At 66.4% G+C, this 20,933-nt stretch carries 13 protein-coding genes; 9 read left to right on the plus strand and 4 right to left on the minus strand.

Annotated features, from left to right (window positions below):
* The first annotated feature begins 23 nt into the window (after positions 1–23).
* The 3 genes from BST28156_RS07990 to BST28156_RS08000 are packed head-to-tail and all read left to right on the plus strand — an operon-like array spanning position 24 to position 2,468.
* Positions 24–989, plus strand: a complete 966-nt coding sequence (locus BST28156_RS07990) for an L-carnitine dehydrogenase (RefSeq protein ID WP_009688379.1) — start codon at positions 24–26, stop codon at positions 987–989.
* Positions 990–992: 3 nt separating this feature from the next.
* Positions 993–1,481, plus strand: a complete 489-nt coding sequence (locus BST28156_RS07995) for a thioesterase family protein (RefSeq protein ID WP_174901956.1) — start codon at positions 993–995, stop codon at positions 1,479–1,481.
* 12 nt (positions 1,482–1,493) lie between these two features.
* On the plus strand, positions 1,494–2,468 hold the full coding sequence (locus tag BST28156_RS08000) for an alpha/beta hydrolase (protein WP_174901957.1): 975 nt from the start codon (positions 1,494–1,496) through the stop codon (positions 2,466–2,468).
* A 228-nt stretch (positions 2,469–2,696) separates the two neighbouring features.
* Here BST28156_RS08000 and BST28156_RS08005 read toward each other — a convergent pair whose 3' ends face one another.
* The 3 genes from BST28156_RS08005 to BST28156_RS08015 form a co-directional block, all read right to left on the minus strand.
* The gene (locus BST28156_RS08005) at positions 2,697–2,999 is read right to left on the minus strand and encodes a DUF4148 domain-containing protein (RefSeq protein WP_060244345.1); all 303 of its coding nucleotides are present in this window, start codon (positions 2,997–2,999) and stop codon (positions 2,697–2,699) included.
* Positions 3,000–3,203: 204 nt separating this feature from the next.
* Positions 3,204–4,190 carry an oxidoreductase gene (locus BST28156_RS08010; RefSeq protein WP_174901958.1) on the minus strand — a complete coding sequence of 329 codons (987 nt, stop codon included), beginning with the start codon at positions 4,188–4,190 and terminating at the stop codon, positions 3,204–3,206.
* A 180-nt stretch (positions 4,191–4,370) separates the two neighbouring features.
* Complete coding sequence (locus BST28156_RS08015; RefSeq protein WP_009692763.1) at positions 4,371–4,661, minus strand: DUF3331 domain-containing protein; 291 nt, start codon at positions 4,659–4,661, stop codon at positions 4,371–4,373.
* An 812-nt stretch (positions 4,662–5,473) separates the two neighbouring features.
* On the opposite strand from BST28156_RS08015, the gene BST28156_RS08020 reads away from it, so the two are divergent.
* The 3 genes from BST28156_RS08020 (at position 5,474) to BST28156_RS08030 (ending at position 8,075) form a co-directional block, all read left to right on the plus strand.
* Positions 5,474–6,346: an L-fucono-1,5-lactonase gene (locus BST28156_RS08020; protein ID WP_174901959.1), complete on the plus strand. Its 873-nt coding sequence runs from the start codon at positions 5,474–5,476 to the stop codon at positions 6,344–6,346.
* A 219-nt stretch (positions 6,347–6,565) separates the two neighbouring features.
* Positions 6,566–7,606, plus strand: coding sequence for an ImmA/IrrE family metallo-endopeptidase (locus BST28156_RS08025; RefSeq protein ID WP_254596358.1), 1,041 nt, complete (start codon positions 6,566–6,568; stop codon positions 7,604–7,606).
* A complete protein-coding gene (locus tag BST28156_RS08030; RefSeq protein WP_060244337.1) occupies positions 7,593–8,075 on the plus strand; it encodes a DUF4411 family protein in 483 nt (160 codons plus the stop codon). Before BST28156_RS08025 ends, BST28156_RS08030 begins: the two co-directional genes overlap by 14 nt.
* A 63-nt stretch (positions 8,076–8,138) precedes the next feature.
* Here the strand turns inward: BST28156_RS08030 and BST28156_RS08035 are convergent, their stop codons facing one another.
* On the minus strand, positions 8,139–9,380 hold the full coding sequence (locus tag BST28156_RS08035) for an NAD(P)/FAD-dependent oxidoreductase (RefSeq protein ID WP_174901961.1): 1,242 nt from the start codon (positions 9,378–9,380) through the stop codon (positions 8,139–8,141).
* 658 nt (positions 9,381–10,038) lie between these two features.
* On the opposite strand from BST28156_RS08035, the gene BST28156_RS08040 reads away from it, so the two are divergent.
* The 3 genes from BST28156_RS08040 to BST28156_RS08050 form a co-directional block, all read left to right on the plus strand.
* The gene (locus BST28156_RS08040; protein WP_174901962.1) at positions 10,039–11,745 is read left to right on the plus strand and encodes a ShlB/FhaC/HecB family hemolysin secretion/activation protein; all 1,707 of its coding nucleotides are present in this window, start codon (positions 10,039–10,041) and stop codon (positions 11,743–11,745) included.
* An 80-nt stretch (positions 11,746–11,825) separates the two neighbouring features.
* Positions 11,826–12,737 carry a hypothetical protein gene (locus BST28156_RS08045; protein ID WP_174901963.1) on the plus strand — a complete coding sequence of 304 codons (912 nt, stop codon included), beginning with the start codon at positions 11,826–11,828 and terminating at the stop codon, positions 12,735–12,737.
* Positions 12,738–12,857: 120 nt separating this feature from the next.
* Positions 12,858–20,933 (plus strand): two-partner secretion domain-containing protein (locus BST28156_RS08050; RefSeq protein WP_254596359.1); only part of this gene is annotated, 8,076 nt, incomplete at its 3' end.

Raw genomic sequence — 20,933 nt, forward strand, 5'->3', positions numbered from 1 at the left:
CTCGATTTGAAGGATGCGTTGACATGGCAGTGAAGACCGACATCAAGACGTTCGCCGCCATCGGCACCGGCGTGATCGGCAGCGGGTGGGTGGCCCGCGCGCTCGCACACGGTCTCGACGTGGTGGTCTGGGACCCCGCGCCGGGCGCGGAGCAGCAGTTGCGCGCGAACATTGCGAACGCGTGGCCCGCGCTCGAACGCGTCGGCCTGGCGCCGGGCGCCGATCCCGCGCGCCTGCGGTTCGTCGCGACGATCGAAGCCTGCGTCGCCGACGCGGATTTCATCCAGGAGAGCGCGCCCGAGCGCGAGGCGCTGAAGCTCGAACTGCACGAGCAGATCAGCCGCGCGGCGAAGCCCGACGCGATCATCGCGTCGTCGACGTCGGGGCTGCTGCCGACCGATTTCTATGCACGCGCGACGCATCCGGAGCGCTGCGTGGTCGGTCACCCGTTCAATCCGGTCTACCTGCTGCCGCTCGTCGAAGTGCTCGGCGGCGCGCGCACCTCGCCGGAAGCGGTCGAAGCCGCGATCGAGATCTACCGCAAGCTAGGCATGCGGCCGCTGCACGTGCGCAAGGAAGTACCGGGCTTCGTCGCGGACCGGTTGCTCGAAGCGCTGTGGCGCGAGGCGCTGCATCTCGTCAACGAGGGCGTCGCGACGACGGGCGAGATCGACGACGCGATCCGCTTCGGCGCGGGCATCCGCTGGTCCTTCATGGGCACGTTCCTGACCTATACGCTGGCCGGCGGCGATGCGGGCATGCGACACTTCATGCAGCAGTTCGGCCCTGCGCTGGAACTGCCGTGGACCAAGCTCGTCGCGCCGACGCTGACCGACGAGCTGATCGACCGCGTCGTCGACGGCACGTCGGCGCAGCAGGGTACGCGCAGCATCAAGGAACTCGAACGCTATCGCGACGAGTGCATTACCGAGGTGCTGAAGGCAATCGCCGCGGTGAAGGCGCGGCACGGAATGCGATTCGAGGACTAGACGATGACGGGCGATACCCCGCTGACGATATACCGCGACGTCGTGCGGCCCGAGTGGGTCGACTACAACGGCCACCTGCGCGACGCGTTCTACATGCTGATCTTCAGCTTCGCGACCGATGCGCTGCTGGACCGTATCGGTCTGGACGACGCGACGCGTCGCGAGCGGGGCCGCTCGGTCTATACGCTCGAAGCGCACGTGAACTATCTGCAGGAGATCAAGGAAGGCACACGCGTGCGCGTCGATGCGCGCGCGTTCGCGCACGACGCGAAGCGGCTGCACGTGTATCTCGAACTGTTCGCCGACGGGCATGACGGCGCGGTGTCGGCGAGCGAGCAGATGATGCTGCACGTCGATACGCGCGATGGCGCGAAGTCGGCGCCGTTCGACGACGACGTCGCCGCGCGCGTGGCCGAGCTTCATGCGCTGCAGCGCGACTGCGCGGCACCCGCGTATGCGGGGCGCGTGATCGGGCTGCCGCCGCGTCGCTAGCATCGTCGACCGATGCTCGAACCTGAAATCGCGGCGTTCGTCGCGGCCGTCGACGCGTGGTATCCGGCCGATGCGGCGGCGCGCCCGCCCGACGCGCAGCGCCGCCTGTACGACCGCTTCGCGGCCGCATGGACGCCGTCTGCGTTGCCGGCCGGCGTCGTGCAGCACGATGCGGTGTGGCACGCGCCCGACGGGCGCGCGATCGCGCTGCGGCGCTACGGGCCGGCGGATCGCGAAGCGTGCGGCACCGTGCTGTTCTTTCACGGCGGCGGTTTCGTCGTCGGCTCGCTCGACAGTCATGCATCGATCACCGCGCAACTGGCGGCCGACACGGGGCTGGCGGTGATCGCGGTCGACTATCGGCTCGCGCCCGAACATCGCGCGCCGGCCGCGCTCGAAGATTGCCTGGCCGTCACGCGGGCGGCGCGCGACGGCCGTTTACCGTTCGGCCCGTGCGTGCGGCCGCTGACGCTGGCCGGCGACAGCGCGGGCGGCAATCTCGCGGCGGCGGTTGCAACCGCGTTGCGCGACGCGGGCGAAGGCGGCCTCGACGGGATCGCGCTCGTCTATCCGGCGCTCGGCATCGAGCCGCAGTCGCCGGCGCGCGAAACGGAAGCGCACGCGCCGATGTTGACGCTCGACGACGTGCATCGCTATCGCGCGCTGTACTGGAACGGTCGCTTCGAGGACGACGACGCGGCGCTCGACGCGCAGCTGAACGACGATCCGCTGCTGCGCGCGTCGGTGCCGCTGGCCGCGACGCGGTTCGACGGATTGCCGCCGGTGTTCGCGATCGGCGTGGAGCACGACCCGCTGCGCGACGATGCGCGCGTGTATGTCGAGCGGATCGTGGCGGCCGGCGGGCGAGCGCGTTACTGGATGGGCGCGGGGCTCGTGCACGGCTGCTGGCGCGCGCTCGCGACGAGTCCGCAGGCGGCGCGAATGCACCGGCTGGTCGGCGAGTTTCTGCTCGCGCCGCGTGCCTAGCGGCTTGTTTCTCTCGATCCGCCGATCTCTCGATCGACCGCCGTCGGCATCGCTGCGGGCGCATTTCCGCTGTACGCGAAAAAGCGCCCGGACGCGAGGCGCCCGGGCGAAGCCACCCGCTGCCGGGCGGCGGAGGTATGCGTTTCATAAAAAAAGACGAGCCCGCATGAGGGGCTCGTCCGGATAGCGATTCGCGTGAAACGCGGCGTCCGCTCGGGACGCATCGGCTTACTGGCCGAAGAAGATCGAGTCGCGCGCGTTCGACGACGTCGCGGCAGCCGGGGCGCCCGAGTGGACGACCGGTGCCGGTTGCGCGCCGTAGCCGCTGCTGTCGGCGCCATGCACGCGCGCTTCGGCGGCCTGGATGTCGTTCGGGTAGTACGGGCTTGCCAGACCCGGCTTGTAGCCGGCCTTTTCGAGCTGGACCAGTTCGTTGCGCACTTGCGCGCGGGTCACGGTGCTTTGAGCGAACGTGCTGAACGAAGCGGACAGGGCGGCAGCGGCAGCAACTGCGATAACGAGCGATTTCATGATGACCTCCGGTGTTTTATTGGGTTCGCTCTCGACACCATGTCTTAAGCGATTGACTAAATCTTAGTCACCGGAGGGTTCAGGGTAAACGCTGATTTTGACGATAGATTGTTTCCTGGACGGTAACAGTGGCGCGGTGAATCAATCTTTCACCGGGCTTTCTCTCAGATGGCGTAATAAGTATGAGGAATGCGCATCCCGGCCTCACCGCGCTTCGGCTGCCGCGCCGAACGGCTTGAGCGGCGCGCGGCCGGCGGGCCGGCTCGCATCGAGAAAGCGCACGCCCGTCGCGGCTTCCGACGCCTCCCACAGCAGCGCGGCCGCGGCCGTGTCGCGTGCCGCGCGCGGCACGCTGGCGGGCGCCGGCAGGCCGCGCGCCTCCAGCCAGCCGGACGGCCCGAGATAGGCGCCGCCCGCGAGATCGGGCGCCGTCGCCGCATGAATCGCGGGCAACGCGCCCTGTTCGGCAGACTGCGCGAGATAACGGTTCGCAATGCGCATCAGCGCGATCCGTCCGGGCGCGCGCTCCATCTCGGGGCCCGCGAACTGCAGGTTGGTCGCCGCGTAGCCGGGATGCGCGGCGACGCTGATGCCGGCGAACGCCGCGCGCTCGAAGCGGCGCTGCAGTTCGAGCGCGAACACGAGGTTCGCGAGCTTGCTGTCGCAATACGCGAGATAACGGTTGTAGCGCCGCTCGGCGCGCAGGTCGTCGATGCGGATCCGTCCGCCGCGGTTGAGGCCGCTCGACATCGTCACGACGCGCGCGCGTCGCGCCGCGCGCAGCGCCGGCAGCAGATGGCCGGTCAGCGCGAAATGGCCGAGGTGGTTGGTGCCGAACTGCATCTCGAAGCCGTCGCGCGTATGTCGCAGCGGCAGGAACATCACGCCGGCGTTGTTGCAGAGGATGTCGACGCGCCCGTGGCGGTCGGCGACTTCGGCCGCGAAGCGTTGGATCGACGCGAGATCCGCGAGATCGAGCGGCTCGACTTCGACACGCGCATCGGGATGGAGCCGGCGGATCGCATCGGCCGCCGCCGCGCCGCGCATCGCGTCGCGACATCCCATCACGACCGTCGCACCCTTTGCAGCCAGCGTTTCCGCCAACTGCCAGCCGAGGCCGCTGTTGGCGCCGGTCACGACCGCGACTTTGCCGCCCTGCGCCGGGACCTGGCGCGCACTCCATGCATGCATGTCTGCCTCCATCGATACGGCGCGCGACGGGCAACCGGTTCGCCGTCACGTCCCATCGTTACATTGAGTGATGTAACAATAATGGGCGCCGGCCGGGCAGACAAGCGGGGAATTAGACCGGCAATTCCAGGCCGGCGCGCATCGTATCGCGCTGCCGGGCCCGAATCGGGTCGCTGAAGCTTACTTGCCGCCGGACAGGCCGAGCACTTCGGCGGCGGAGATCATGGCTGCCGCATTCGCGGGGGCCGGGCGTTCGGCAGGACGGAACACTTCGTCGCCGCGGTGGATGACCTGACGCGACAGCGCGCAGGTGCCGGTACGCTGCGCGAAGCGGCGGCGCCAGCGCTGTTCGCCGTAGTGGCAGCGGCCGGGTTCGACCCAGCGGACGACGAGCAGCGTATCGGACTGTTCGAGGATTTCGACGTGGACGTCGGCGGGATCGAGCGCAGGCAGAGATTTGGAAGCCTTCATTTTGCCGTTTCCTAAAGCTCGTGCGGTTTCCGCCCCCGCAGTGGATGTCACTGCGCGATGGCGATTCCGTTAGGGGTTTCCATGAGTGGTGCGCTAAATGTAAGCGTCTGTGACCGGAAAAAACATCCTGTCTGGCTCAAATTACCTTTTGCCGAATCAGAAACAATCCACGCTTATTTTCTTGGAAAGCACAGACAAAAATGCCCCGGACGCGTACGTCCGGGGCGGCAAAGCGGGCCGCGCAGCCATGTCTGCTCGCTCAGTCACGGGGCACGCCGCGGGGGACGGAGATGCCCGCAGGGATCGGCAGCGGGCGGGGAGGCGACGTACCGGAGCGCAGTCCACCGCGTCATGATCGCGCGCGCATCCCGTTGAAACCCTGACGCGAAGATGACTTTTCTGTCAGTTTTGCGCGGATCGGCGTGTCGGGCGTAGCCGGAAACCGGCTGAAAGGCCCGCCGGTATTGGCTCGGCCGGATGCGCGGACGATCGGTGGGCGTTGCGAAAGCGGCGTGCGCGAGATGACGCGCAAACGCGTGGTCGTCCGGTAGGATTCCGGCAGGCAGCAGAAGGAATCGATCCGCGGCGGGCTGATGGCCGGCGCAATCAAGCCGCAACCGGTCGGGATCGTCGACGGGATGGGCGAGGCGGCCTCGAGGGCGAGCGACGGCGAAAGCTGTCGTCGATACCGGTTTTTGCCAGTCCGACGAGATCGAGACCGGCGACTCGAAGATGGCGGCCTCGCGGTACGACCGACCGCGCCGTGGCGGCACCGCGGCGGCGCTGCACGCACGATCAGGGACGAGGACACCATGGGCGCAGTGCGTATCGACTCCCATCAGCACTTCTGGCGCTACCGCGCGAGCGACTATCCGTGGATCGGCCCGAACATGCGCGTGCTGGCTCGCGACTACCTGCCCGATGCGCTGTGGCCGCAGATGCACGCGCAGGCGCTCGGCGCATCGATCGCGGTGCAGGCGCGCGCGGGGCGCGACGAGACGGCGTTCCTGCTCGATCTCGCGCGCGACGACGCGCGTATCGCGGCGGTGGTCGGCTGGGAGGATCTCCGTTCGCCGCAACTCGGCGACCATGTCGCCGAATGGTGCAGCCCGAAGCTGCGCGGCTTTCGTCATCAACTACAGGACGAAGCCGACGTGGGTGCGTTCGTCGCGGATCCCGATTTCAATCGCGGCATCGCGTGGCTGCAGGCGAACGGCTATGTGTACGACGTGCTCGTGTTCGAACGCCAGTTGGCGGACCTGCGCGATTTCTGCGCGCGGCACGATGCGCATTGGCTCGTGCTCGATCATCTCGGCAAGCCCGCGCTCGCCGAATTCGCGCATGACGCCGGCGCGCATGCACGCTGGTGCACGGCGCTGCGCGAACTGGCTGCGCTGCCGCATGCGATGTGCAAGCTGTCGGGGCTCGTGACCGAGGCGGACTGGAAGCGCGGACTGCGCGCGCAGGATATCCGGCACCTCGAGCAATGTCTCGACACCGCGCTCGACGCGTTCGGCCCGCAGCGGCTGATGTTCGGATCGGACTGGCCGGTCTGCCTGCTCGCGGCCTCGTACGACGAAGTCGCGTCGCTCGTCGAGCGCTGGGCGGAGGCGCGCCTGTCGGCGGCGGAGCGCAACGCGCTGTGGGGTGGGACGGCCGCGCGGTGCTATGGCGTGCCGGTGTGAACGCGGGGGAGGCGTCCCACCATGTAACGCATCAGCCATGCGCCGCCCGCGCACTTCGGAGAGGCGGCGGAAGCACGGCAAGCCGGCGCCCCGTCGGTATAATCAACCGCTATGGAGCGCATACAGTCGATCAACCCCGAGCGAATAACTTGGTGCTGTGCCGATCACGGCACAACGCCAGGCGAACTCGCGTCTGCGGTCGGCATTTCGCAGACGACGATGGATCGCGTGATGGCGGGTGAGGGAGGCTTGACGTTTCCTCAACTCAGCAAGGTAGCGAGCTTCTTCGGCCGGGGAGCGCTTTTCTTTCTGGAGCCGGGACCGGTCGATGAAGCCGAGGTACATACCCCGGCTTTCCGGACCTTGGCGAACCAAAAACCGGAGTTGACCGCGAGACTGAAGATGCTCATAGAGCGTGTCGAGAGACAACGCGAGATATATCTGAGCCTTCGCGAAGACCTTGACGACGCAAACTTGCCTCGATTTGAGGCGCCGGATATCCCGCGCGACGACCCCGCTGAAGCAGCGAGAATTGCGCGCCGGTGGCTTGGCCTTGGCGATGACAACACGTTTGACAGTTACAGGTCGGCGGTAGAAGCGCAAGGTTTGTTGGTATTCCGTAGCAACGGCTACAACGGAAAGTGGCAGATCGCCAAAGAGAGCCCAATCCTGGGCTTCAGCATCTACAGTCCTGACTGTCCGGTCATCGTTGTAAAAAAGCAAACCCACGAAGCCCGGCAGTCCTTCACGCTGATGCACGAGCTGGGGCACCTGCTGTTGCACCGGGGCAGTTCGATCGACGATGAGCACGATATGCAGTCCCACCGAGGTAGCGAGCGGGACGCGAACGCGTTCGCTGGTCACTTGCTGGTACCCGCGGCGTTCCTTGCCAGGGTGGACGATCTGGCGCGTCCGCGACAAGTTGCCGAGTACGACGAGTGGCTGAGGCCACTGCGCCGACAGTGGGGCGTTAGCACAGAGGTCATATTGCGCCGACTGCTTGATGCGGGCCGGCTGCCGCAGGAGCAATACGCTGCTTATCGACACTGGCGGGCTGCCCAGCCGGCGCCGGAGCAAGATACCGGGAGTCGGATGTACCGCCATCGAGAGCCCTCGCATATTTTTGGCGACAGATTCGTGCGGACGGTACTGGACGCGCTGGATGGGCGGTACATCACGTTGGCAAAGGCGAGCCGGTATCTCGATGGCCTGAAGATCAACGACCTGCACCAATTGGAACGTTTCTATGCAGGTGTTTGACGCCTCTTCGATGATCTACGCCTGGGATAACTATCCCGCGAATCAATTTCCGGGACTCTGGACATGGATGGCGGCTGAGATCAATGCACGGAGGCTAATGATGTCTATCGTCGCTTACGGAGAGGTATGCGCAGGGACCCCGGACTGCGGCGATTGGCTTGTGACGGCTGGTCTTGAGCCATTGGAGGTCACCAACGGGATTGCGCAGGACGCCGTGCGTATCAAGGGACTACTTGGAATTGTCGGCGACAACTATCACCCGAAGGGCGTCGGCGAGAACGATTTGCTCATCATTGCCACAGCACGGGCGCACGGGAGAGAGCTGGTATCAAATGAGGCTCAACAAAACAATCCACCGGACGTGAACTCGAAACGAAAGATACCGTCCGTTTGTTCCATGCGTGAGGTTGGTGTTCCTTGCATCGACTTCGTTCAATACATACGTCGATCAGAGGCAGTCTTCGGCTGAATATTGCCGGGCGCGGGAAGGTGGGCTGCCGCGTCGCCTCCCCGGCATGGCTCAGCATCATGCTCAGAACCGATCCGCGCGATAGGGCGCCGGATCGGTAAACGGCGTCTCGCCCGTGATCATCTCGGCCAGCAGGCGGCCCGTAACGGGGCCGAGCGTCAGCCCGTGATGGTTGTGCCCGAACGCGAACCACAGCCCGCGATGCGCGGGCGCGGGGCCGATCACCGGACGCATGTCGGGCGTGCACGGCCGGAAGCCGAGCCAGGGCTGCGGATCGAGCCGCTCGCCGAAACCGAATACCGGTCGCGCGATGCGTTCCGCGCGTTCGAGCTGCACGCCGGTCGGCGGCACGCGGCGCCGCGCGATCTCGACGCCGGTCGTCAGCCGCAGCCCGCGCCGCATCGGCGCGATCACGTAACCGTATTCGCGATCGACGATCGGCGCCGACGGCACGCCGCGCGCGGACGGCGCGTAGTGCATGTGATAACCGCGCTTCTCGCGCAGCGGAATGCGATAGCCGAACTTGCCGAACACCGTGTCCGACCACGGCCCGAGCGCGACGACGACCGACGGCGCGGCGGCCGTGCCGTCGCGCGTCCTGACCTGCCAGCCGGGCGACAGCGCCTCGAGGGTCGCGGCGTCGCCGTCGAGCAGCATGCCGCCGCCCTGTTCGAACAGTCGTGCATACGCTTTGACGAGCGCGGCCGGATCGACGACGCTTTTCGGATCGCGCCAGTGCAGCGCGCCGCAGAAGCCCGGCGCGAGGCTCGGCTCCTGCGCGAGCAGCGCCGCCGCGTCGAGCGGTGTGATGCCGAGCCCGTGGCGGCGCGCGGTGAGCTGCGCATCGGCGACGCCGCGCTCGAACGCGGCCGGCGTGCGGAACGCTTCCATCCAGCCGCTCGCGCGCACGAGTTCGCCGGCGCCGGCACGTGCGATCAGCGCGTCGTGCTCGACGATGCAGCGCTCGATCAGTGGCAGCATGTCGCGCGCGGCTGCCGCGTGGCGCTGCGGCGCGGACTCCCACCAGAAGCGCGCGAGCCATGGCGCGAACGCGGGCAGCGACGCACTGTGCCAGTACAGATCGGTCGAGCGGTTCAGCGCGTAGCGCATCAGCGTGAACGGGCTGCGCGGGAACGGATACGGCTCGACCGACGAGCGCTCGATCAGCCCCGCGTTGCCGAAGCTCGTGCCTTCGCCGGGGGCGTTGCGATCGACGAGCGCGACCTTGCGGCCGCGATCCTGAAGGTGCAGCGCGACGGACACGCCGACAATGCCCGCGCCGAGAACGATGACGTCGAAATCCATGGATCGTGGTGGTGAATGGCGGTTGGCGGGCCGGCGCGTGCTGCGCCGCCCTTTGTTCGTGAGCCTTTGAGTTGCAAGCATACCCGCGACCGGGCGGCTCGGGGGGATGTGCGTCTTGCCGGGTTCTAGGCCATGGCGCGCCGGAGAACATGCGGGGGTAAAAGGGTTTGGCGCACGACGAAAACAATGCGCCAAATTCGAGATAGTCCGATATCTGTTGTAAATGCGCGACATGCATGAAGTGCGGACTCGTCTTATTCGAAACGTCGAGACGACGAATAAGAAAAGGCGATATGTCAATCTAATAAAATTCGATCGATCGTGGTGCCGGATTCGAGTTATCTCTATTTGTGTTGTGAATCCATCCTGCGAATCATTGAGATACGGTTTCAGGGATCGGGTGAGAAGATAGAGTTTCATTTGACCGATTGGCGACGCGATACAAGTACCGTGATGGTAAAAAGGTTTCCAATCGTCAACTCCATCTCGTCGATGATGGAGGTCGAATGGCCGAGCGTCCCGCAAAATATAGGACGAGTACAAATTATCATTACAAGGTGCTAAGTAGAAAACGATTTTATGTAATTCGCGCAAATGTATCTGTAAATGCATCGATGAATTAGGATGCGGCGAAGGTCAATCTTTACGCCGCTAACCAATGAAGCATCGAGAAACTTCGGCAGCGTTGATTTCGGCGTTGGCGAGCGTTTCAGCGTTGGCGCAAGGCATGAAACCGTCCGAAATGACGTCCGGCCCGCAAATCCAGCGCTTTCAACAGCAGCAGCTCGAAGCCGTCAAGGAACTGAATCCGGACCCGAACGTGCTGACGCCCACCGGTGATAAACCGGCGGACGCCGGCATCGCGAGCCTGCCGCTCGACACGCCGTGCTTTCCGATCCAGGCGATCGCGCTGGAAGGCAATACGTCCGGTTGGCTCGCGCGTTTCCTTCAACCGGTCGTGGGGCAATGCGTCGGCAGGACCGCGCTCAGGCGGATCCAGGATGCGGCCAATAACGCGCTGATCGAGCGCGGCTACGTGACGTCGCGCGTTCTGGTGCCGACGCAGTCGCTGCAAGCAGGCACGCTGACGCTGCATGTCGTGCCGGGGCGCATCGGCGACGTGCGTGCGGACGGACCCGCCATCGGCTGGCTGCGCGCGGCGCTGCCGACTTCGACCGGCGCGCTGTTGAACCAGCGCGACATCGATCAGGGGCTGGAGAACCTGCGCCGCCTGCAGTCGCAGTCCGATGCCGTCTTCGACATCGCGCCGGGCGCGCATCCGGGCGACTCGGACATCGTGCTGCACCCCGGCACCGGCAAGCGCTGGCATGCCGTCATCGGCGCGGACAACGCGGGCCTCGATTCGACCGGCAAGTACGAGCTGTCCGGCTCGGTCACGCTCGATTCGCCGCTCCATCTCTACGACCAGCTGCAAGTCGCGGGCACGACGAACGCGAACTTCGGCGCGTCCGACCAGGGCAACCAGTCGGTGTCCGCCAACTACAGCGTGCCGATCGGCTACGCGATGCTGACGTTGAGCGCGAGCCGCTCGCGCTACAAGCAGACCGCCGCCGGCTTTGGAGAGCCGATCGAATACAGCGGCGTCCAGTCCTCGCTGCAGGCCGGCCTGTCCGGCGTGATCTACCGAAACGCACATGCGCGGACGTCGCTGCACGGCAACCTGTTCCGCAAGATCAGCCGCAACGCGATCGACGGGATGGACGTGCCGGTCCAGCATCGCGACATCGTCGGCTACGAACTGGGCGCCGCGCATCGGCAATACATCGGCAACGTGGTACTCGACGGCTCGTTCGCGTGGCGCGCGTCGCTGCCGGGCTGGTCCAGCCATGCCGGCACGGTGGTAGGTGCGCCGGCGTTCGACGGCAAGACGCGGGTCGCGCTCGCGAGCCTCGGCGCGCAAGCGCCGTTCAGGATCGGCGGCCGCGCGTTCACGTACCGGTTCGGCTGGAACATGCAGAACGCGCGCACGCCGTTGACGCCTTCGGATTACTTCACGATCGGCACGCGCTATGCGGTGCGCGGTTTCGATCAACAACTGACGCTGGCCGCCGAGAGCGGCTGGGCGGTTTCCAACGAACTCGACTGGTATGTGCCGACGCGGGTCGGCACGCAGGCGCTGTACGCCGGCGTCGATGCGGGACGCGTGTGCGGGCCGGCCGCGCAATACCTGCTCGGCGACACGCTCGTCGGCGCCGTCGTCGGCGTGCGCGGCAGTCTCGCGCCGAAACGCGTGGCCGGCGCGACGCCGAGCTACGACGTGTCGCTCGGCTGGCCACTGTCGAAGCCGCAAGGTTTCAGGACCGATTCGCCAACGCTGCTGTTTCAGGTCAGCACGTTGTTCTGAGCGTAGTGGGGGTGAACCGGACGAGGTCGGGGATCTCGATCCGGCGTTGTATCGATCGTCAACCAGAAGAAGGAGAAACCATGCAGCACGCAGGTGAGAAGCATCGCATTGTGCAGGTCGCGGCAGCGACGTTCGCGGTGGCGGCCGCGCTGGGGTTGAGCGCGTGTGGCGGCGGTGACGACGGCGGCAGCCCGGCCGCGTCGATCGACGCATCGGCGGGCGGAGCGACGTCGGGCGGAGCGACGTCGGGCGGCGCGTCGTCGTCTTCGTCGTCGATTCGCGTCGAAGGCGAGTCGCACGCGCTGTCGAGCAGTTTCGCGGAGGTGAATGTGTTGACCCCGCCCGTCTCGTGGAACGCAGACGGATCGTTCCCGAGCGGCTCGCTGGTGCTGTCGGCCAGGAGCGTCGACGCGTCGTTGCTCAAATCGCAGGCGCCGGGCGCGTATACGGTGCTGCCGCGAAGCAAGGACACGCTGAGTCTGTCGACCGGCACCGTGACCGACATCGCCGGCAACGGCGATTTTGCGATCGGCCGCTGGACGGCGGGCAGCGACTCCGCCGGCCATTCCTACAACGCCAACCAGGGGCAGACCTGGGCGGTCGGCGCGCCGGTGACGGTCGGCCTGACCGATCAGTCGCGGCTGAACTGCTCGCTGGTCGCCGCAACGCGGCCGACGTCGACCGACGGCAATACCGCGCCCGGCTCGCTGGGCACCGCGACCGCCGTCGTGACCAGTCAGACCGACGCGTTCGGTCAGCGCTACGCGAGCGCGGCGTTGACGCTGCAGTACTCGATCGGCACCGACAAGGCGCAGATCTTCAGCGGCAACAGCCGGGTGGGCGCGATGTTGACGTCGTCCGGGACGCGCTCGTCGCTCTACTCGTCGTTCGTGGGCCCGAACGCAGCGACGCCGTATCTCGTCGTGTCGTATGGCGTCTACGCGCCGACGGCGGGCGGCATCAACGGCCTCGCGATGCTGAGCTGCAAATAACGCGTGACTGCGACCGGCGGCATCGACGCGCGTGCGATGCCGCCGGTCGCACGACTCTTCAGGAAGACCTCGAACATGAATTCCGGAATCTTTCGCGTGGTGTTCAATGCCGTACGCGACATGCTGGTGGCTGTCGACGAATATGCGTCTGCGCATGGAGGCGGCGAAGGTGCGCGCATGCGACGAACGGTACCGACCCCGGCGCCGGAATCCGGCGTTTCGATCTGGTTCGCGGCGCGCGCGATCGCGTTTGCGGCGCTTTGTACCTTCGGCATGCAGCCGCTCGTCGCCGAGGCGCAGGCCACGCTGCCGATCACACCCGATCGCAGCGGGCCGGCGCATCCGGTTGTCGGCGTGTCGGCATCGGGCGTGCCGCTCGTCAATATCACCGCGCCGAAGAACGGCGTCTCGCTGAACAGCTTCACGCAGTACAACGTCGGCACGCAGGGCGCCGTGCTCGTCAACAGTGGCCGGAACACGCAGACGCAACTCGCCGGCTGGGTTCAGGGCAATCCGTTCCTCGGCAATCAGGCGGCGCGCGTGATCGTCAATCAGGTCACGTCGGGCAATCCCAGCCGGCTGCTCGGGCCGACCGAGATCGCGGGCAACCGCGCGAATCTCGTGATCGCGAACCCGGCGGGCATCACCTGTGCGGGTTGCGGCTTTCTGAACGTCCCGCGCGTGACGCTGGCAACCGGCGCACCGACCTTCAATCCGGACGGTACGCTGGCCGGTTTCGACGTGACGCAGGGGCGACTCGGGATCGACGGTGCGGGGCTCGACGCGCGCGGCAGTGCGATCGACCTGATTGCACGTGCGATGACGATCAACGGCCAGGTGTGGGCCGATTCGATCGATGCGGTGGCCGGCGCGAACCGCGTCGACTATGCGGACAACGCCGCGCAAGCCCGTGACGGCGCAGGCGCGGCGCCGGGCGTCGCGATCGACGTGCAGGCGCTGGGCAGCATGTTCGCCAATAGCGTGCGAATGATCGGGACCGAGGCGGGCGTGGGTGTACGCGACGCCGGATCGATCACCTCGCTGACGGGCGATATTCGTGTGTCGAACAACGGCGACGTGACGATTGCGCCGGCCGCGCGTCTGCAGTCGGCGGCGAACATCCGGATCGACGGTGCGGAAGTTGTGCAGCAAGGCACGATAGTCAGCGCGCAGGCCATGGATCTGAACGCATTGCTGGCGCTGTCGAATACCGGAACGATTGTGTCGGGTGGTAATACCAACCTGACGGCCGCGCTGTCGGTCGACAATGGCGGGCATGCGTACGCGGGCGTGGATTCCGCGGGCCAACTGGTCGACGGCGGTTCGGTCACGGCGCGCGCCGCACAGGTGACGAGCCGCGGCACGCTGGCAGCGGGCGACAGCGTCAATCTGCTCGCGAACGACGTGACGCTCGATGGCGGGACCGTGAGTGCGGCCGGTGCGGTCGACGTGACGGCCGACGGCACGTTGTCGAACGTCGGCGGGACAGTGAGCGGCCGGGACCTGACGCTGAATGCCGCACAACTGGTCAACGATGCGGGCGTCATCAGCGCGCGCGGTCTGGCAAACGTGACCGCACAAGCGGTTTCGAACCGGTCCGGCACGTTGTCGGCGGACGCGCTGTCGCTGAGCACGGCTGGCGCGCTCGACAATACGCAGGGGCACGTGATCGCCCGCACGGCGCGGATCGCCGCCAAGGATGTGACGAACGTCGCGGGCGAGATCGGCACCTCGACGGGCGCGCTGTCGCTGACGGCGACCGGCAGCGTGTCGAACCGGGACGGGAAGATCGCAGGCGGCCATGGCCTGACGCTGGCCGCGCATACGGTTTCCAACGCACAGGGCCAGATCGGTTCCGTGGCGGGCGATACGTCGCTCGACGTCGCGCAATCGCTGAACAACGCGGGCGGCAAGCTCGCATCCGGCGACGCATTGACTGTCCGCGCAGCGCATCTCGACAACTCGGCAGGATCGATCGGCGCGCACGCCGCGCGAATCGACGCAACGGATGTCGAAAATACGGACGGCCGGATCGGCACGACTGATGCACTGACCGTGACGGCGACGGGTGTCGTCTCGAATCGGTCCGGCGTCATGGTCGGCGGCAACGGCATCTCGTTGACGGTAAACCGCATCGACAACGCATCGGGCACGATCGGATCGGTCGCCGGCGACACGACGCTGCGTGCGGGTCAGTCTCTGGCGAACACGGGCGGCACGGTGCGTTCCGCCAATGTGCTCGACATCGCAAGCGACACGATCGACAACGCGAACGGCAGCATCGCGGCCGCGCGCGACGCGCTGATCCGGGCCGGGGATCTCGTCAATGCGGGAGGCCAGATCGGGTCTTCGTCGGCCGGATTGTCGCTGACCGCCGAGCGCGGGATATCGAACGACGGAGGCAAACTGGCAGGCGCAACCGGGTTGTCGGTCAAGGCCGCCATGCTGAGCAATCGGGCGGGCCAGATCGGTGCGTCCAGCGGCGAGGCGACGCTGACCGTCTCGCAGGCACTCGACAATACGCGGGGCACGATTGCCGCCGCCGGCGCGCTGAACGCGCAGGCCGGTGCGTTCGACAATTCGGACGGTACGCTGGCGGCCGATGCGGCGAAGCTCGACATAGCCGACGCATTGACAAACACCGGCGGCACGATTGCGGCGACCCACGACGCGACCGTGACGGCGCAGACCGTTTCGAATCGCGCCGGCACCATCGGGTCGCTGTCCGGTGCATTGTCGGTAACGACATCCGGTACGACGGACAACGCAGGCGGCAAGCTGCTGGCCTTCGGCGACACGACATTGACCCATGCGGGCCTGCTGAACGCGGGTGGCACGATTACGGGCGCGAATGTGACGCTCGCGGCTGGACACGGGGCGATCGACAACACGCTCGGCAACGTGGCGGCGAGCCAGTCGCTGACGAGCCGCTCGGGCGCCCTCGATAACCGGTCGGGGCTGATGCAGGCAGCGGGAGCGATCGACATCGATACACACGGCCGGGCGTTCGATAACCGCGTCCTGCCGGGGCAATCGACGGGCGGTCGGGTTCTCGGCAATGGCGTCGTACTGGCGACGGGCGCGCTGGACAACACGGGCGGCGCGCTCTCGTCGAGCGGTGCGGCGAGCGTCGACGCAGCATCCGTGATCAATGACGCCGGTTCGCTCGTGGCCGATGGCGCATTGACGGTACGAAGTGCCGGCACGGTGTCGAACGTCGCAGGCCAGATCGGCGGAAACGGCGACGTGACGGTATCCGGCACGACGATCGACAATACGCGCGGCGCCATGCACGCGAGCGGCGCGCTGTCGGTGACGGGCGACACGATCCGCAATGCGCAGACTGTCGACGCGTCGCTGCCGGCTACGGCAGGCGTGCCGGGGCTGGCCGCAGGGATGGAGGGCGCAAGCGTTGCGCTCGATGCCAGCCGGACGATCGACAACGCCGGCGGCTCGATTCGTGCGGACCAGGCGGCGACGCTTGCCGCATCGAGCATCGACAACACGTCGGGCAGCATCCAGTCGAAAGGCGCGGCCACGCTGACGGCATCGGATGTGCTGATCAACAGCCGGGGCGACGTCAACGGCGGTCGGCAACTGACGGTCTCGGCCGGCACGCTCGACAACGACGGCAAGCTCCAGTCGGCGGGCGACGTCGACGTGACGACACAAGGCGCGTTGACCAACCGCGGCCGGATCGTAGCGGGCCGCGACTTGAAGACGGCCAGCAGCATGCTCGACAACAGCGGCGTGCTGTCGGCGGGAAATGCCGCGAACGTATACGCCGATACTGTGCTGAACCGTTCGACCGGCGAGATTTTCGGCGGCAACGCGACCGATGTTCATGCAAGCCACTCGGTGACGAACGAAGGCCTGATCGACGGCGGCGCAACGAAGGTGACTGCCGGCGATACCATCGCGAATGCCGGCGGCCGAATCTACGGCGATACCGTGACGATGGGCGCGAACACGATCGTCAACGACCGGAACGCCGGGGGCATCGGCGGCGTGATCGCTTCCCGCGGCGATCTCGACATCGGTGCACGGATGCTCGAGAACTGGAACGACGCGCTCGTCTACGCGAGTGGCGATATCCGCATCGGCGGCGCGCTGGATGCGAACCGACAGGCAACCGGCAGCGCGCAGACCGTGACGAACGACGGCGCACAGATCGATGCCGGCCGCGATATCGCGATCGACGCGACCCGGTTCGAGAACCTGAATTCGAACTTCCGGACTTCGACGATCGCGACCGACAGCGGCAATCAGCTGTGGTATCAGGTGCCGGGCTCGACCGAGAGGATCGACCCGTCGACCATTTACCTGTACCAGAAGAACAGCCAGGAAATCCGTCCCGGCACCGACTACCGTTGGGCGCTGGACGACGACCAGAAATTCATCTTGCTGCCGTCGGAGAAATATCCGTTTGCCGAGTATGCGAAGTACACGATGAACGGCGTAGCCGGCAAGATCGACGTGACGGCTTACCCTGCCGGAAACTTCGGGGCGAGCGGGGCTGCGGCTCAGACCGGTGCATACCGGACAGTGCCTGCCGATATCTGGGCACAGTTCGGCGTCGCTCCGCCCCCGGACGCAAATCCGGCATGGATGACGACGGGACCGTTCTGGATGACGGCAATCGGCAGCCTGTTCGCCGGCCGCAGCAAGGTCGGCAGCGACTGGTTTGCCGTCAAGCCGCCGACGGAAGCCGACGTGACCGGTGAGAAGCGGCCGATTTTCGGGGTGCCGAGCTCGTCGTGCCTGACTTCGACCCACGCCGCATGTGCGCCATTCCAGCAGTGGTACAACGCGACCGCAGCCGCCTATCGGAGCCTCAATCAGGCAATCGCCGCGTATAACGGCGACGTGGCTGGGCGGCTCGTGGAGACCTATACGGTCTACACGGTCGACGTGAAGTCGACCACGGACGTTGTCACCGCGTCGCAGCCCGGCACGATCACCGCGGGCCGTCACATCACGATCGACGCTGCGTCCGGCATCAACGACAAGAGCCGGATCGTGGCGGGCGACGGCAACCATCCGACAAACGTGCAGAACATCGGTGCGACGGGCACCGAGACGTTCACGGGCTCGGGCAAGGCGATCCATACCTGGGTTCAGTCGGGCGGCGCATTCAGGGGCGACGAGCGCGCGAGCTCGACCGCCGATTACTCGCCGGCCATTCCATCGCGAACGATCGATCTGCCGATAGTGCTGACCGATCCGGGCACGCCGTCCAGTCCGGTCAAGAGTGTCGCGGCGGCGATCGCCGCCGCGCAGGGCACGAGCGGGTCCGGCGTGACGCCGGTTGCGGGCAAGAACGTCGATGGAGAAGTCCGGGTTGGGGCGGGCGTCGCCGGCGTCGCGGTCGGGAACGTATCGGCCGTGAAGGCCGATGTCGGCGGCGTGGTCGTGCGGACAGTCACGCCGAACACAAGCGTGCCGGGCAATGCGCTGTATCGGGTGACGACCGACCCGGGCAGCCGCTTCCTGATCGAGACCGATCCACGCTTTACCGACTACCGGCAGTGGGCGTCGAGCGACACGATGCTGGATGCGCTCAAGGTCGATCCGGCTACGGTGCTCCGGCGGATCGGCGACGGCTTCTACGAGCAGCAACTGATTCAGCAGCAGATCATCCAGGCGACGGGGCAGCGTTTCATCGGCGACTATACGGACAACCAGCGCGCATACCAGGCCCTGATGGCGAATGGCGTCAAGGCGGCGCAGCAGTTCGGGCTGAACATCGGCACCACGCTGACCGATGCGCAAATGGCCGCGCTGACGAGCGACATCGTGTGGCTCGTGAATCAGACGGTGACCTTGCCGGACGGCAGTCAGCAGACGGTGCTGGTGCCGCAGGTCTATCTGCGCGCGAACGCGGCGGACGTGACCGGCGAAGGCACGATCGTTTCCGGCAAGGACGTCACGATCGAGTCGGATGGTGCATACAGCAACTCGGGCACGATTGCGGCTCGCCACGTGACGATCATTCGCGCCGATTCGATCGATAACAGCGGCACGGTGTCGGGCGGAACCGTGCTCGCGAGCGCGACTCGCGACCTGAACAACCTGGGGGGGCTCATTCAAGGCAATGCCGTGGCGCTGTCGGCCGGCCGCGACCTCAACCTGACGAGTACGACGAGTTCGGTGACCGCCGCGAATGGCAGCGCGGCCGGTATCGACCGCGTATCGACGGTCAATGCGGGCACGTTGCAGGCGGTCGCCGGCCGCGATCTGAATGCCGATGCGGCCGTGATTGCGGTGGCGGGGGGTGCGGTACTGGCGGCGAACAACGACATCAATCTGAATGCGGTTCGCCAGAGCAGCCGGGACGCGGTGAGATGGGACGATCGCAATCACGCACAACACACGGCGTCGATCGATACCGGCACGCAGATCGCGACGGGCGGCGACCTGGCGATCGTGGCCGGCCGTGATGTGAACACGACGGCGGCTTATGCGAATGCGGGTGGCGCGATTGGCGTCAGCGCCGGGCGCGATGTCACCCTGAACGCCGGCGAGCAGAGTGCGAGCGCGCACGAAGCGCACTATCGCAAGGAAAGCGGGCTTTTGTCGTCGAAGTCGACGCACACGATCGATTCGAGCAGCCATACCCACGCGATCGGCACGACCTTGTCGGGCAACACCGTCGCCGTCGAGGCCCGAAACGACCTGACGGCGAAGGCCGCGGCGATCGCCGCGACCGGCGACGTGAACCTCGTCGCGGGACACGACATCAGGGTGACGACCGCGGACACGGCCTCGAGCGAATATCACTACAAGGACGTGAAGAAATCCGGCCTCGGCAGCGCCGGCGCGGGGATCTCGTATGGTACGCACCAGACGATCGGCAGCAGCCGCGAAACGGTGAAGGGTTCGCAGGGCAGCCTGATCGGCAGCACGGGCGGCAGTGTGTCGATGCAGGCCGGCAACAAGCTGCACATCACCGGGTCCGACATCGTCGCCGGCGGCAACGTGACGGGCGTCGCGAAGGAAGTGACGATCGATGCGTCGCAGACGGATCGTCATCGCGAAGAAGTCCGCGAGGTGAAGAGCACGGGTTTCGCGCTGGCGGTGAAGTCGCCGGTGATCGATGCTGCGCAGAACGTATCGCGCCAGGCACAGGGCGCGGGCGCCAGCCAGGACGGACGAGCGGCAGCGCTGCATGCACTCGCGGCGGCGGGCGGCATGGCGGACCTGGTCGGCGCGACGGGCAACATGACGCACGCGCTGAACGATCCGAAGGGCAAGATCGACGCGAAGCTGGAACTGAGCTTCGGCTCGTCGTCCAGCAAGTCGACGTTCGCCGAGCACAGCACGCAGCACAACGGCAGCAGCGTGAAGGCCGGCGGCACGGCCGCGTTCGTCGCGACCGGCGACAAGCATGCCGGGCAGGGAAACGTGACGATCCAGGGTTCGGACGTGACCGCGAACGACGTGGTGTTGCGGGCGACAAACATGGTGAATCTGGTCAACAGCACCGATACGGACAGCACGCGCAGCACGAACGAGTCGAAGAGCGCGAGCCTCGGCGTGTCGTATGGCACGGGCGGCTTCGGTGTGTCGGCGTCGATGGCGCGCGCGCAGGGGGATGCGAACTCGGATGCGGCCACGCAGAACAATACGCACGTCAATGCGCGCAATACCGCGACGATCGTCAGCGGCGGCGATACCAATATCGTCGGCGCAAACGTCACAGCGAACACGGTGATCGCAGACATTGGCGGCGACCTGAATCTCGCATCGGTGCAGGATACGAGCGCGAGTGCCGCACGCCAAACCAGTTCGGGCGGCGGGCTCAATGCAGGCATGGGCGGTGCGAGCGCGAATGTCAGCGTGCAGGCTGGCCGCGCGAGCGGCAGCTATGCGGGGGTGAACGAGCAAGCGGGCATTCAGGCGGGAGACGGTGGCTTCGATATCAAGGTCGGCGGCAATACGGACCTGAAGGGCGCGTATATCGCGAGTACCGCGACGCAGGACAAGAACCAGCTGACGACCGGGACGCTGACGTTCTCGGATATCCAGAATCGTTCGGAATACGACGCGAGCAGTGTCGGGATCAGCGCGGGCGGCGGCGTGGGCAACGGAGGGAACAGCTACGCGACGCATGGGCCGGAGAGCGGGAAGAACACCGGCGGTGCGTTGCCGCTCTTTGTCAGCGAGAGCGATAGCAGTAGCGCGACGACGAAGAGC

It is taken from the genome of Burkholderia pseudomultivorans, assembly GCF_902499075.1.
GTDB classification, from domain to species: domain Bacteria; phylum Pseudomonadota; class Gammaproteobacteria; order Burkholderiales; family Burkholderiaceae; genus Burkholderia; species Burkholderia pseudomultivorans.

Coding starts and splice junctions, on each gene's coding strand:
- BST28156_RS07990 (WP_009688379.1), top strand. CDS start 24: ATGGCAGTGAAGACCGACATCAAGACGTTCGCCGCCATCGGCACCGGC.
- BST28156_RS08020 (WP_174901959.1), top strand. CDS start 5,474: ATGGGCGCAGTGCGTATCGACTCCCATCAGCACTTCTGGCGCTACCGC.
- BST28156_RS08035 (WP_174901961.1), bottom strand. CDS start 9,380: ATGGATTTCGACGTCATCGTTCTCGGCGCGGGCATTGTCGGCGTGTCC.
- BST28156_RS08005 (WP_060244345.1), bottom strand. CDS start 2,999: ATGAAATCGCTCGTTATCGCAGTTGCTGCCGCTGCCGCCCTGTCCGCT.
- BST28156_RS08030 (WP_060244337.1), top strand. CDS start 7,593: ATGCAGGTGTTTGACGCCTCTTCGATGATCTACGCCTGGGATAACTAT.
- BST28156_RS08025 (WP_254596358.1), top strand. CDS start 6,566: ATGGATCGCGTGATGGCGGGTGAGGGAGGCTTGACGTTTCCTCAACTC.
- BST28156_RS08045 (WP_174901963.1), top strand. CDS start 11,826: ATGCAGCACGCAGGTGAGAAGCATCGCATTGTGCAGGTCGCGGCAGCG.
- BST28156_RS08015 (WP_009692763.1), bottom strand. CDS start 4,661: ATGAAGGCTTCCAAATCTCTGCCTGCGCTCGATCCCGCCGACGTCCAC.
- BST28156_RS08010 (WP_174901958.1), bottom strand. CDS start 4,190: ATGCATGCATGGAGTGCGCGCCAGGTCCCGGCGCAGGGCGGCAAAGTC.
- BST28156_RS08000 (WP_174901957.1), top strand. CDS start 1,494: ATGCTCGAACCTGAAATCGCGGCGTTCGTCGCGGCCGTCGACGCGTGG.
- BST28156_RS07995 (WP_174901956.1), top strand. CDS start 993: ATGACGGGCGATACCCCGCTGACGATATACCGCGACGTCGTGCGGCCC.
- BST28156_RS08040 (WP_174901962.1), top strand. CDS start 10,039: ATGAAGCATCGAGAAACTTCGGCAGCGTTGATTTCGGCGTTGGCGAGC.